Origin of the sequence: Haloferax prahovense DSM 18310 (assembly GCF_000336815.1) — an archaeon.
Lineage (GTDB): Archaea > Halobacteriota > Halobacteria > Halobacteriales > Haloferacaceae > Haloferax > Haloferax prahovense.
This window is the reverse complement of record NZ_AOLG01000013.1, coordinates 100,995-114,760: the sequence shown is the minus strand read 5'-3', so window position 1 is coordinate 114,760 and position 13,766 is coordinate 100,995. Positions and strand designations below refer to the sequence as shown.

The 13,766-nt window shown below is 67.0% G+C and carries 10 protein-coding genes; 4 read left to right on the top strand and 6 right to left on the bottom strand.

All coding sequences use genetic code 11. From position 1 onward, the window contains the following. Positions 1-268 precede the first annotated feature (268 nt). From ileS to dhaM, 4 genes are all read left to right on the top strand, one after another. Positions 269-3,400, top strand: a complete 3,132-nt coding sequence (gene ileS / locus C457_RS07800) for an isoleucine--tRNA ligase (RefSeq protein ID WP_008093438.1) — start codon at positions 269-271, stop codon at positions 3,398-3,400. Between the two features lie 192 nt (positions 3,401-3,592). Next, positions 3,593-4,591 carry a dihydroxyacetone kinase subunit DhaK gene (gene dhaK, locus C457_RS07795; RefSeq protein ID WP_004976917.1) on the top strand — a complete coding sequence of 333 codons (999 nt, stop codon included), beginning with the start codon at positions 3,593-3,595 and terminating at the stop codon, positions 4,589-4,591. Positions 4,592-4,705: 114 nt separating this feature from the next. Next, the gene (gene dhaL, locus C457_RS07790; RefSeq protein ID WP_008093436.1) at positions 4,706-5,404 is read left to right on the top strand and encodes a dihydroxyacetone kinase subunit DhaL; all 699 of its coding nucleotides are present in this window, start codon (positions 4,706-4,708) and stop codon (positions 5,402-5,404) included. Continuing rightward, a complete protein-coding gene (dhaM, locus tag C457_RS07785; protein WP_004976921.1) occupies positions 5,401-5,787 on the top strand; it encodes a dihydroxyacetone kinase phosphoryl donor subunit DhaM in 387 nt (128 codons plus the stop codon). The genes dhaL and dhaM overlap by 4 nt, the downstream gene beginning before the upstream one ends. A gap of 83 nt (positions 5,788-5,870) precedes the next feature. Here dhaM and ptsH1 read toward each other — a convergent pair whose 3' ends face one another. The 6 genes from ptsH1 to glpA form a co-directional block, all read right to left on the bottom strand. Then, on the bottom strand, positions 5,871-6,146 hold the full coding sequence (ptsH1, locus tag C457_RS07780) for a phosphocarrier protein HPr (protein WP_004976923.1): 276 nt from the start codon (positions 6,144-6,146) through the stop codon (positions 5,871-5,873). Between the two features lie 100 nt (positions 6,147-6,246). Beyond that, positions 6,247-7,311, bottom strand: coding sequence for a hypothetical protein (locus C457_RS07775; RefSeq protein WP_008093432.1), 1,065 nt, complete (start codon positions 7,309-7,311; stop codon positions 6,247-6,249). Positions 7,312-7,314: 3 nt separating this feature from the next. Beyond that, positions 7,315-8,847 carry a glycerol kinase GlpK gene (gene glpK / locus C457_RS07770; protein ID WP_008093431.1) on the bottom strand — a complete coding sequence of 511 codons (1,533 nt, stop codon included), beginning with the start codon at positions 8,845-8,847 and terminating at the stop codon, positions 7,315-7,317. Between the two features lie 363 nt (positions 8,848-9,210). Further along, a complete protein-coding gene (locus C457_RS07765; protein ID WP_008093429.1) occupies positions 9,211-10,521 on the bottom strand; it encodes an anaerobic glycerol-3-phosphate dehydrogenase subunit C in 1,311 nt (436 codons plus the stop codon). Then, positions 10,518-11,786, bottom strand: a complete 1,269-nt coding sequence (gene glpB, locus C457_RS07760; RefSeq protein ID WP_049913444.1) for a glycerol-3-phosphate dehydrogenase subunit GlpB — start codon at positions 11,784-11,786, stop codon at positions 10,518-10,520. The genes C457_RS07765 and glpB overlap by 4 nt, the downstream gene beginning before the upstream one ends. Further along, entirely contained in the window at positions 11,773-13,557 is a 1,785-nt protein-coding gene (gene glpA, locus C457_RS07755) for an anaerobic glycerol-3-phosphate dehydrogenase subunit GlpA (RefSeq protein ID WP_008093425.1), read from the bottom strand. Before glpA ends, glpB begins: the two co-directional genes overlap by 14 nt. Positions 13,558-13,766: the final 209 nt, after the last annotated feature.

Genomic DNA, 13,766 nt, shown 5'->3' with positions numbered 1-13,766 from the left:
CTCATTATTGCGGGGCAGTAGCCTCGCACATCCCTCATCCTCGACACCCGTCCGTATCGACCTCCGATCGACTGCAGTCTCTTCCGGTGTGACACACCGGAACCCCCCATGGAGCGACACACGCACCACACCCGACAGGCGTATCGACAGCGACCAACAGACCGCCGACAGCGGAGGGTCTCCCGTGTCTGAGTCGGACCCGACGGAACGCCCGACCGACGCGGACCAGACCCGCCGTTTTGATATATATCCGCGAGAAGGACGGGGTATGGAAGACATCGCAGACCAGTACACGCCGTCGGACGTGGAGTCCGTCGTCGGCGAGTACTGGGACGAGAACGACGCGTACGAGGCGACGAAGGAGGCACACGCCGACGACCCGTCGTTCTTCTTCGTCGACGGCCCGCCGTACACGTCCGGCCAGATGCACCTCGGCACGGCGTGGAACAAGACGCTGAAGGACGCCGTCATCCGGCACAAGCGCATGACGGGGCATCAGGTCACGGACCGCCCCGGCTACGACATGCACGGCCTCCCCATCGAGGTCAAAGTCGAAGAGGAACTCGGCTTCACCTCGAAGCGCGACATCGAGGAGTTCGGCATGGAGCAGTTCATCCAGAAGTGCAAGGAGTTCGCCGTCCGCAACCGCGAGGCGATGGACGAGGACTTCCAGTCCATCGGCGCGTGGATGGACTGGGACAACCCCTATCAGACGCTGTCGCCCGAGTACATGGAGTCCGCGTGGTGGGCCTTCTCGAAGGTCGCCGAAAACGGACTGGTCGAACAGGGCAAGCGGAGCGTCAACTACTGCCCACGCTGTCAGACCGCCATCGCGGCCAACGAGGTCGAGTACGACGAAATCACCTCGCCGTCCATCTACGTCAAGTTCCCGCTGAAGGGCCGCGAGGGCAACCTCGTCATCTGGACGACGACGCCGTGGACCATCCCCGCGAACACGTTCGTCGCCGTCGACGGCGAGATGACGTACCAGGAGGTCCGCGCCGAGAAGGACGGCGAGAGCGAGGTGCTCTACCTCGCGGAACCCTGTGTCGAGGAGGTCCTGAAGAAGGGCCGCTACGAGGACTACGAGGTCCTCTCCGAGGTCACGGGCGAGGAGATGGTCGGCTGGGAGTACGACCACCCGCTCGACGGCGTGGTCGCCGAGTACGCCGACTTCGAGGGCGCGGGACAGGTGTACACCGCCGACTACGTCGAGGCCGACCGCACCGGACTCGTCCACTCCGCGCCCGGTCACGGGCAGGAGGACTTCGCCCGCGGGCAGGAACTCGGTTTGGACGTGTTCGTCCCCGTCGACGACAAAGGCGAGTTCACGGAGCAGGGCGGCGACTACGCGGGCACCTTCGTCCGCGACGCCAACCCCGAAGTCATCGAGGACCTCGACGAACTCGGCCACCTGCTCCACGCCGGCGAGCACGACCACCGCTACGGCCACTGTTGGCGCTGTGACACGGACATCATCTTCCTCGCCACCGACCAGTGGTTCATCACGGTCACGGACGTGAAAGAACAGCTTCTCGACAACATCGAGGAGTCCGAGTGGCACCCGCAGTGGGCCCGCGACAACCGCTTCCGCGACTTCGTGAGCGACGCGCCCGACTGGAACGTCTCCCGCCAGCGCTACTGGGGCATCCCGCTTCCCATCTGGGTCCCGCAGGACGCCGACGCCGAGGGCGCACAGGAGATGATTGTCGTCGGCACCCGCGAGGAACTCGCAGAGCGCGCCGACCAAGACGTCGACCCCGAGACGGTGGACCTCCACCGGCCCTCTGTCGACCCCACCACCATCACCGAAGACGGCGTGACCTACGAGCGCGTCCCCGACGTGTTCGACGTGTGGATAGACTCTTCCGTCGCCACGTGGGGCACGCTCGACTTCCCCGGCGAGACCGAGGCCTACGACGAGCTATGGCCCGCCGACCTCATCATCGAGGCGCACGACCAGACCCGCGGGTGGTTCTGGTCGCAACTCGGCATGGGCACCGCCGCGACCGGCGAATCGCCGTACAAGGAGGTCATCATGCACGGCTTCGCCAACGACAAGGACGGCCGCAAGATGTCGAAGTCCGTCGGCAACATCGTGACGCCCGAGGAGGCCATCGACCGCGCCGGCCGCGACCCGCTTCGCGCCTACCTCCTCAGCCACGACCAGCAGGGCGTGGACCTCTCGTTCGAGTGGGACGGCCTCGTCGACACCCAATCGACGCTCAACATCTTCTGGAACGTCTTCCGGTTCCCGCTTCCGTACATGGACCTCGACGGCTACGACCCCGCCGAGGCCGACCTCTCGGAGGGCGAACTCACCGTCGTCGACGAGTGGGTGCTCTCGCGGCTCCAGACCGTCGAAGCCGAGATGGCCGACGCGTGGGACGACTACGAGGTCTCCACCGCGCTCAACACGCTTCTGGACTTCATCACGCAGGACGTTTCGCGGTTCTACGTGAAGGCCATCCGCGAACGCATGTGGGACGAAGAGGACTCGGCGTCGAAGCTCGGTGCGTACGCCACGCTCTCGACGGTGCTCTCGGAGTCTCTCCGGCTCATCGCGCCCTACGCGCCCTACATGGCCGAACGGATGTACCAGCGGCTCGACGGCTCGGAGACGACCGTCCACATGCTGTCGTACCCCGAGGCCGACGAGGAACGCCGCGACGAGGACCTCGAAGCCAACATGGCCGTCCTCCGCGACGTGGAGGAGGCCGCGGCGCACGCCCGCCAGCTCGGCGGTCGCAAGCTCCGCTGGCCCGTCTCGCGCATCGTCGTCGAGTCCGAAGACGCCGAGGTCGCCGACGCGGTCGAAGCCCTCTCGGACCTCCTCGCGGAGCGCGTGAACACCCGCGACGTGCAGGTCGTCGAGGTCTTCGACGAACTCGTCGAGACGGCCGAACCGCAGATGAGCGTCATCGGGCCGGAGTTCGGCGCTGACGCCCAGGAAATCATGGAGGCCGTCGAGGGGCTCTCGCGCGCCGAGGTCGAGTCCGGCGTCGAGGTCGACGGCGAGACGTACGACCTCACAGACGAGATGGTCTCGTACCGCGCCGAACCCCCGGAACACGTCACCGGAGCCGACTTCGAGGGCGGCACGGTCTACGTCGACACCGAGCTCACCGACGACATCGAGTCCGAGGGCTACGCCCGCGACGTCATCCGCCGCATCCAGGAGATGCGCAAACAGCTCGACCTCGACGTCGAGGCCGAAATCGACGTGTCGCTCGCGGTCGACGACGACCGCGTCGCCGGCTTCGTCGAGGAGAACCGCGACCTCATCGCCGAGGAGGTCCGCGCCCGCGAGCTCGACCTCGGTGACGCCGAGGGCGAGACGGTCGAGACGTGGGACGTCGAGGACGTGACGGTGACCATCGCGGTCACGCAACTCGACTGAGGCGGCCCCGCGCGGTCTCCGGCCGCTGGCGGCGGTCGGCTGGCGTTCGGCCGGCGTTCGATCGCGGCCCGGCCGTCGCCGACCACCCGCGAAATAGTGGGTGACGTAACCCGATTTTTCGCAGACGACGCCGGCTTCGACTTCCGGCTGACCAACACTTTTGGCCTTATCGACCGTGAGGGACTGTGAGTCATGAAGAAACTCATCAACGAACCCGGAGCGGTCGTAGACGAGATGCTCGACGGGATGGTCGCGGCGCACCCCGAACTGCGCCGGCTCGACGGCACGAACGTCCTCGTCCGCGGCGACGCGCCGGTCGATGGGAAGGTCGCGGTCGTCTCCGGCGGCGGGTCGGGCCACGAGCCGACGCACGCGGGCTATCTCGGCGAGGGGATGCTCGACGGCGCGGCGGCGGGTGAGGTCTTCACCTCGCCGACGGCCGACCAGTTGAACGAGATGATTCAGGCCACGGACGCGGGCGAGGGCGTCCTCTGCGTCGTCAAGAACTACGAGGGCGACGTGATGAACTTCGACACCGCCGCCGAGATGGCCGCCATGGAGGGCGTCGAGGTCGAGCAGGTCGTCGTCAACGACGACGTGGCCGTCGAGGACTCGCTGTACACGTCGGGTCGTCGCGGCGTCGCGGGCACCATCTTCGTCCACAAGTGCGCCGGCGCGAAGGCCGCCGCGGGCGGCGACCTCGAAGCGGTCACAGCCGTCGCCGAGAAGGTCGTCGACAACGTGCGCACGATGGGGATGGCCCTCACCTCCTGTGTCACGCCGGAGAAGGGCGAACCGACGTTCGACCTCGGCGAGGACGAAATCGAACTCGGTATCGGCATCCACGGCGAGCCGGGAACCGAGCGCGCCGACATCATGAGCGCCGACGAGATAACCGAACACCTGACCGAGAACGTCCTCGACGACCTCGAACTCGACGAGGGCGAGGAGGTCGTGACGATGGTCAACGGCATGGGCGGCACGCCGCTGTCGGAGCTGTACATCGTCAACCGTAAGCTCCAGTCCATCCTCGACGACCGCGGCATCGAGACGTGGGACGCGTGGGTCGGCGACTACATGACCTCGCTCGACATGATGGGTTGTTCGGTCTCCGTACTCCGCGTCGACGACGAGCTGAAGGAACTGCTCGGCGCGCCCGCGGAGACGCCCGGCCTGACCGTCACCGAGTAAGCGGCGACGCTCGCCGAGCACGCTCGGGGACGACTCCCGACGCGTCCACCGATTTTTCGCGGCAGAACAGTCCCGCGGGACAAGGGATTAACGACAGGCCGACGAAGGACAGCCATGGCTGACGCAGAGACACAACGCGAAGCGGTGCTGGACGCGCTCGACAACGTCGCCGAGCGCCTCGCCGAGGAGAAGGAGTACCTCACGGACCTCGACTCCGCCATCGGCGACGCCGACCACGGCGCGAACATGGAGCGCGGCTTCGGCAAGGCCGCCGACAAGCGCGACGAGTTCGCCGAGATGGAGCCGAACGAGGTCGTCAAGAACGTCGGGACGACGCTCATCTCGAACGTCGGCGGGGCCTCCGGCCCCCTCTACGGCGGCTCTATCATGTTCGCCAGTCAGGAACTCGAAGGCGGCATCACCGCCGAGACTTCGGTGGCGTTCGCGGAGGCGTACCTCGACAAGGTCAAGGACCGCGGCGGCGCGCAGGTCGGCGCGAAGACGATGGTCGACGCGCTCGTCCCCGCCGTCCACACCTACAAGAAGTCCATCGAGCAGGACGACCTCCCGCCGCTCGAAGCCCTCGCCAAGGCCGTCGACGCGGCCGAGCGCGGTGTCGCCTTCACAGTCCCCATCAAGGCGATGAAGGGCCGCGCGTCGTTCCTCGACTGGCGCTCGGTCGGCCATCAGGACCCCGGCGCGACGAGCACGTTGTTCATCCTCGAAGAGCTGCTTGAGACGGCCGAGGAGTACCTCGACGGCGAGGTCGACCGCGACGCTCGGGCCGAAGACGCTGTCGGGAGAGCGGAATGATTGGCCTCGTCGTCGTCTCGCACAGCGCAAAGGCGGCCGAGGGAATCGCTGAGGTCGCCGCGCAGATGGGCGGCGGCAACGCCCGAATCGTTCCCGCTGGCGGCGACGAGGACGGCATCGGAACCTCGCCGGACCGCATCCGCGAGGGCATCGAGGAGGCCGACGACGGCGACGGCGTCGTCGTCCTCGTGGACCTCGGCAGCGCCGTGATGAACGCGGAACTCGCCATCGAGATGGCGACGGACTCCGAGGCGGTCATCGCCGACGCGCCGATTCTGGAGGGGACGCTCAACGCGGCCGTCGAGACGACGAGCAAGAAGGCGACGCTCGACTCGGTCGTCGAGCGCGCCGAGGACGCCCGCGACTACCGGAAGCTGAACTGAGCGGCCGGCTGGCGACCCGGCCGCAGTCGGCGACGCGTGCGGAAAAAAGACACCGCCGCGGGGCGGACCCGGACCGGCGTTTCCTATTCTTCGTCGCCGGCTTCGGGCGTCGAGAGCACTGCTTCGAGGGCGTCGAGCGCCGCTTCCGCGTCGTCGCCCTCTGCGACGAGGCGAATCTCCTCGCCGTGACCGACGCCGAGGCCGGTGACCGCGAGCATGCTGGCGGCGGGGACGAGGTCGTCCTCGTCGGCGCGGCCGAGCTGTACGTCGGCGTCGAAGGAGTTCGCGGTCTCGACGAACTGGGAGGCGGGACGGGCGTGGAGGCCGTCTTTCGGGACGACGGCGACGATGCGTTCCATACGTTCGGTATCGACCGGGGAGCGTTATCGCTACCGGTTGCGGAACGCGTCGCAGAAAAATTGTGAACGACGTGTGCGGGGCCGGGGGCGTCCGGGGCGGTTAGAGCCCGAGGTACGCCGAGTTGGGGATGGCCCCGAGCAGGAACAGCACGCCGATGAGCAGCGAGTAGATGGTAATCGACATCGCCGGTGGGTCCACGTGCGTTCCGGAGTGCGCGTAGGCCACGCGCTGGGTGACCTCGCCGAGCAGCGCGCCGATGAGACCACCGACCGCGGCGGCGACGATGATGAGCGGTTCGCTCCCGCCGACCATCGGGGCGGCGACGGCTCCGAACGCCGACCCACCGAGAGTGATGTGGTGGGTGACGGGTATCTTCTCGACGCCGAGGTTCAAGAACAGCAGGCTGGCCGCGGAGATACCGTAGGCGAGGAAGAAGCTCTCCGTGATGAGCCACGTCCAGCCGCCGAGGATACCGGCTCCGAGACCGATGACAACGATGTTGACCCACTTGTACTGGTGGGGGAGCCACGGTTCGGTCGCGGGCCGGCCGCTCCCGTCGCCGCGCATCGTTCCCTTCTCGAACGGCGACATGTCGAGGAGGCCGCTGCCGGCGGGCGAGCCGATGAGCGGGTAGCCGAAGGCGATACGCGCGATGAACGCCGTCGTCATGACGGACAGTGCGACGCTGTCGAGCGGGAGGCCGATACCTCCCGCGATGCGGGAGATGAGGAGCCCGAGGACGCCGAAGAGGCCGCCGACTGCGAGGATGTCGGGCTGCGTGCCGAACGCGTACGTGATGTCCTTACCGAAGTGGTAGCCGCCCTCGCTGGGGTCCATGTCCGCGTACCGCTTGCCCGCGTAGGCGCTGGCGGCGACGCCGCCGGCGAAGGCGATGTGCGGGCCGACGAACGGGCCGAACCCGATACTGCCGGTGATACCCGTGCCGAGTTCACCTGCGGTGATGAGGTCGGCTCCTTCGAACTGTCGGATGACGATGCCCGCCGTCTCGCCGAGCAGCACGACGAAGCCGGTGAAGATGAACGACGGCAGTGCGCCGATGGCCGCGCCGAACATACCGCCCGCGAACGCCGCGAGCAGGAGGACGACGAATCGTTCGGCGCTGACGCCGATGACCGGAATCTGGAGTGCGAATGTTTCGAACACGAGTTACTCCTCCCGGGCCCAGTCGAGCGAGCGGTCGACGGCCTCTTTCCAGCGGCCGTAGCGCGCTTCGACGTTCTGTGGGTCTTTCGGGGCGAACTCGCGGTCGACCTGCCAGTTCTCGCGGAGTTCGTCGAGCGTCTCCCAGTAGCCGACGGCGAGGCCGGCGGCGTAGGCCGCGCCGAGGGCGGTCGTCTCGTCGACCTGCGGGCGGACGATCTCCGTGTCGAGGATGTTCGACTGGAGCTGACAGAGGAAGTTGTTCTTGACCGCGCCGCCGTCGACGCGGAGGCTGGAGAGGTCGATGTCGCTGTCGGACTCCATCGCCTCGGCCACGTCGCGCGTCTGGAACGCGATGGACTCGAGCGTCGCGCGGACGATGTGCTCGCGGCGGGTGCCGCGGGTCATGCCGACGATGGTGCCGCGGGCGCGCTGGTCCCAGTGGGGCGCGCCGAGGCCCGTGAACGCGGGGACGAAGTAGACGCCGTCGGTGGACTCGACCGACCGAGCGAGCTTCTCGGACTCGGCGGCGTTGTCGATGAGCGTCATGTCTTCGAGCCACTCGATTGCCGCGCCGGTGATGAAGATGGAGCCTTCGAGGGCGTACTGGACCGGCTCACCGGAGCGCTGGAAGCCGACGGTGGTGAGGAGGCCGTGTTCGGACATGACCGCCTCTTCGCCGGTGTTCATCAGCATGAACGAACCGGTACCGTAGGTGTTCTTCGCGTCGCCGGCGTCGAAACAGGTCTGGCCGAACAGCGCGGCCTGCTGGTCGCCGAGCGCGCCGGCGACGGGGACTTCCGCGCCGAGGAAGCTGTCCGCGTCGGTCTCGCCGTAGTGGTCGTCGTCGGACGACGGGCGGACCTCGGGGAGAAGTTCGCGCGGGACGTTGAATTCCTCTAAGAGTTCGTCGTCCCACTCCATGTCGTGGATGTTGAACAGCATGGTCCGCGACGCGTTCGTCACGTCCGTGATGTGGTTCCCCGTCAGATTGTAGATGAGCCACGTGTCGATGGTCCCGAAGGCGAGTTCGCCGTCGGCGGCGCGGTCTCGGATATCTTCGGGTCGGGAGCGCTGGAGCTTGATGGGGTCGGAGTTGTCCAGCAGCCACTCGGCTTTCGTCGCGGAGAAGTACGCGTCGGGCTCGAGACCCGTCTTCGCGCGTACGTCGTCGGTCTTGCCGTCCGCCTCGAGCGTCTCGATGCGGTCGGTCGTCCGACGGTCCTGCCAGACGATGGCGTTGTGAATCGGCTGTCCGGTCTCGCGGTCCCAGATGAGCGTCGTCTCGCGCTGGTTCGTGATACCGATGGCTTCCAACTGCTCGGCGTCGAGTCCGGCGCTTCCGAGCGCCGCATCGATGACTTTCTTCGTGTTCTCCCAAATCTCGTTCGCGTCGTGTTCGACCCAACCGGGCTCTGGGTAGATCTGTTCGTGCTTCTCGTAGGCGTTGGCGACCACCTTGCCGTCGTGGTCGAACACCATGAACCGCGTGCCTGTGGTACCCTGGTCGATGGCACCGACGTAAGTTTCTCCTGACATTTCTAACCAACCTCGATACGAACTCTCGGTGTGAGAGTCCTACCACTACAAACGTGTACAAATTATATGATAAATGTTTCTTTACTACTGGCCTGTATATTGTGGAGAATGAAATTGCATTACAAGGTCTGAAACACCAGAATATGGCGTCTACTATTTCACACGGGCACTATTTCACCCGTTTTAATCGAGGACAGAATCGGGCGGACAAAACGGACGATTCGGTCGAACGACGGACAAATCCGGTGATTAACAAGCAACAATCACCGGAAAGTCCCCGTCGAATCGGCGCGCGCGCCGAGCGCGACGGCGTTCGAGTGGTCCGGCGCTCGAACGAAGTCGTTCGTCAGCCGTGCGCGCGTGTCAGACCAACGCCTCTTCGAGGAGCTGGAGCGGGTGTTTGATGTCGTAGCCCGTTCCGTGCTCCATCTGCATCGAGCAGGTGGGGCACTCGGTCATGCCGACGTTCCCCTGCGCGTGCTCCATGTGGTCGAACATGTCCGCGCCGATCTGCATCGACTTGTCGTACTTCTCTTCCTTCCAGCCGTAGGTACCGGAGATGCCGGAACAGGAGTCGCCCACGTCCTCGATGTCGACACCGTCGAGCTGGCGGAACAGCTCGACCGCCTGCCGGTCGAGACCCTGATTGCGGCCGTGACACGGCGCGTGGTACGCGAACGACTGGTCCTCGACGGACGCTTCTCGAATCTCGCTTTCGAGGTCCTCGTGGATGCGCAGGTACTCGAGCGCCTCGTAGGTGTGCGCCGAGAGGTCCTCGATGCCGTCGATGTCGAACAGCTCGGGGTACTCCTGGCGGAGCGACATCGAACAGGAGGTACACGACGCGATGATGTCGTAGCCCTCGGGGATGAGCCCCGCGAAGTTCTCGACGTTGATGCCGGCGGCGCGCTTTGCGTCGTCGAGCATGCCGTTTGCGAACATCGGCGTCCCCGAACAGCGCTGTTTGGGGACGACGACCTCGTAGCCGAACGACTCGAAGAGGCGGACCATCGCCTTGCCCACCTCGGGTGTGTTGTAGTTGGAGTAACAGCCGTGGAAGTAGGCGACGCGCTTCTCCTCGGAGCGGACCTGCGGGCCGCCGCGTTCGTTCCACCACTCGCGGAACGTCTGGGTGGCGAACTCGGGGAAGTCGCGCTCGGCCGTGATGCCGAGCACCTTCTCGTTTATCTGCTGGACGACCGAGTTGCCCATGACGGCGTTCGCCAGCCGGGGGAACATGCTGCCCAACTGGGCGAGCGTGCCGTAGTTGGCGAGGATGCGGTTGCGGATGTACTCCCGCGAGAGCTTGTCCATCTCCTCGTCGACGTACTCGCCGCGGGCCGTGTTGTGCATCTGGCTGAGCGGGACGCCCGAGGGACAGGCGTCGTCACAGCGCATGCAGTTCGAACACGACATGATGGAGTCGTCGACGGCCTCGTCTTCCTTGCGCTTGAGCCGCCATTGCTCCGGGCCCTGGAACTTCGGCCCGGGGAACTCGTCGTCGACTTCCGCGACCGGGCAGGACACGTCGCAGGCGGTGCACTTGTAACAGTTGTCCGCGCCCGGTCGGAGGTCCATGTCGGTGCTGTCGGGGAACACCTCGACGGCCTCGAAGTCGTCTGTCTGTGCGTCGGGGGTCAGCGTCGGGTTGCCTGGGGATTCTGCGTCACTCATCTGGTTGCCTCCTCGCCCGCGAGTCGGCCGGCGACGGCACCCGTCGCCAAGGAGACGCCGCTCGCGGATTTCTCGCGCGCCACGTCGGCACCGCCGACGACGCCGCCCGCGGCGCGCAGGTTCTCGAAGTGCGGTTCGCCGTCTTCGTCGGTCGGTCGAAGTTCGGCGTCGGGGACGACGCCGAAGCGCGCGAACGCGTGGTCGCCGAACGCCTCGGGTTCGGACCAGTCGTAGCGGTCCTCGGGGTGCGGGACGTGACAGCCGAAGACGGGCTCAGTGACCGACTCTCGGTCGGAGTCGAGGCCCTTGCCGACGAGGCCGCCCGTGGCGAGGACGACCTGGTCGGCCGAGTAGGGTGTCGGCCGGCTCTTCTGGTCGACGATGACCGTCTCGACGCGGCCGTCTTCGGCCTCGAAGTCGACCGCCGGGTTGCCCGCCGAGATGCGGACGCCCGCCTCGTCGAGCGCGTCGAACAGCATGTCTTCGAGCTTGAGCCCGAGCAGGCTCGGCGGGCCGGTCGGCACCTCGAAGACGGGGACGCCGAGGCGGTCCGAAAGCTCCGCGCGGACGTCCTCGTCGTGGTCGTCGCCGAGCATCGCGGGGAAGCCGACGCGCGACTCGCCGTCCAGTTTCTCGGCGACCGTGTCGGCGACGACGGAGCGGACCGTGCCGCCGTCGACTTCCTCGTCGCGGTCGAGTGCCTTGGCGAACCGCGTCACCTTGGCGTCGGCGCGGAACCGCTTGGGGAACTCGACGGTGACGCCGCGGGCAGAAAACGGCACGCCGGCGGCCGTCAGGTGGTCGGCCGCGACGGGCGCGTCGAAGTCCGTGAGGCCCGCAAAGCCGACCAAGAGCATGTCGCCGGACGAACTGGCGAGACCGGGCGCGACCGACTCGGGGTAGCGCGCGGTCGGCTTCACCGCGCCGCCGTGGGTCATCACGAGCGCGTTCGAGTCCGTGTGGCCGCCGCGGTAGGCGTCGCCGACCGCCTCGTCGAAGATGCGGAGGCCGGCGCGGACGCCGTCCTCGCCGACGACGTGGTAGGGGTGACCCTCCGGGAGCGCGTCGAGGCCGGCGGAGGGGTCCGAGAGTGGACCGTCGCCGCCGGCGTAGCCGAGCACGTCGACGAGGCCGCTGGCCTGCCGGAGCGTGCTCTTCTTGTGGGCGAGCAGGCGCACGCGAGCGCCCGTCTCCGCGGCCGAGAGCGCGGCCGTGCAGGCGGCGATGCCGCCGCCGATGACGAGCACGTCGTCAGTTATCGCCATCGGCACCTCCGAGCGCGTCGTCGCCCGCGCGGTCGGTTCGCTCGCGGCCGCCGTCCGCGACCGCGCCGCCGGACGCGACGCCCGAGGCGTCGCCCTCCGAGGCACCGCCGTCGTCGAAGGCGGCGAAGTCGATGTCGGCGTCGGCCGCCGCGGGGTCCTCGTCGCGGTTCATCGTCGTCGCGTGGAGCATGTGCTTCAGCGCGGTCTGTGAGAGCTGCGTGCCCCACATCGCGTGGCGCTCGCCCTTCCAGCGCTCTTGGTAGAGGTCGTCGAGGGACGCGCGAATGGTCTCCTCGTCGTACTCGGGGGCGAGTTCGTTCGCCATCCGGTGACAGCAAATCGCGCCCTGACAGTTGCCCATCGAGGCGCGCGTCTGGATGCGCACGGAGTTGAGCTCCGTACCCGCGGTGTCGAGAGAGTCCTGAATCTCGGCGCGGGTGACGGCCTCGCACTCGCAGACGACCGGGTTGGGGTCGACGCTGTTGAGCACCTCGTCGGCGCGCGAGCCGAGCCGCTGGGCCGACCGGCGGCCGATGGGCGACCGCAGGCCGAAGTCGTCCATGTAGTCGCGGAGGACGGTGAAGTCCTCGCTGCCCGGCAGCGGCACGTCGGCGGTGCGGCACTCGGCCTCCACGTCGAGCTTCTCGCAGACGTGGTCCGAAATCTGCTCGGCCATCATCCGGTAGGTCGTGAGCTTGCCGCCGACGATACTCGTCATGCCCGGCAGGTCGTCGCGGTCGTCGTGGTCGAGCAGGAAGAACTCGCGGGTGATGTCCGTCGGGTCCTCCGTGCCGGTGCCCGGCGGCTCGTACAGCGGACGGACGCCCCAGAAGGAGCGAATCGTCCGCGCCTCGGCCAGCATGGGCACGAGCTCCGACAGCGTCTCTATCATCAGGTCGACCTCCCAGCCCTCCTCGGGGTAGTCCTCCGGGTCCTCGACCTCCTCGTCGGTCGTCCCGAGGATGCACGTCGTCTCGTGCGGGACGATGATGTCGGCGTCGCCCTTCGGCCGACAGCGGTTGACGACCGTGTCGACCTGCCGGGTGTTCATGATGGTCATGACGCCCTTCGACGGGCGGACTTCCACGTCGACGCCGGCGAGGTCACCGATTTGGCCGGCCCACGCGCCCGTCGCGTTGACGACGTAGTCGGCGCGGATTTCCTCGACTTCTCCGGGTTCGCCGTGGACGTAGGGCCCGGTGCCGGTCTGGTGGGTGACCTCGACGCCGACGACCTCGCCGTCCTCGACGAGCACGTCCGTGACCTCTGAGTGCGTCTCGATGCGCGCGCCGTGTTCGACGGCGCTCGCGGCGTTCGCCACGCAGAGGCGGAACGGGTCGACCGCGCCGTCCGGAACCTTGATGGCGCGCTTGATGTCCTTCGCGAGGTACGGCTCTATCTCGCGCGCCTCCTCGGCGGACAGCACCTCGGCGGGGATGCCGCACTCGCGACAGCCCTCCAGCTTCTTCTCGAAGTACTCGTCGGAGTCCTCGGGGCGCTGGACGAACAGCCCGCCCGTCATCTCGACGCAGTGGCCGGCGATTCGCCGCAGGACCCGGTTTTCCTCGATACACTCCTTGGCGGACGGCTGGTCCGACACCGCGTACCGGCCCCCGCTGTGGAGGAGTCCGTGCATCCGCCCCGTCGTCCCGTGTGTGAGATTCCCCTTCTCGACGAGGGTCACGTCCAGCCCGCGCATCGCGAGGTCGCGCGCGATGCCCGTGCCGGTCGACCCTCCGCCAATGACGAGGACGCTCGGCGATTTTTTCATCTGTCTTTCGTGAGGTAGGACCGACGGCACTTTATTTTACCTTCACTCGTCTCGCCCCCCGTTCGTCTCACGGAACGGACCACTTCGGCGACCGGATTGCCATCGTACTGGCCGTAGAATACCGTAGCTCGGCGTTTCTACGCCTATTCGAAACGACGACAATAATTCAAAATTATTGTTCTTATTAGTTACGTCCGGTGTGGGAATCC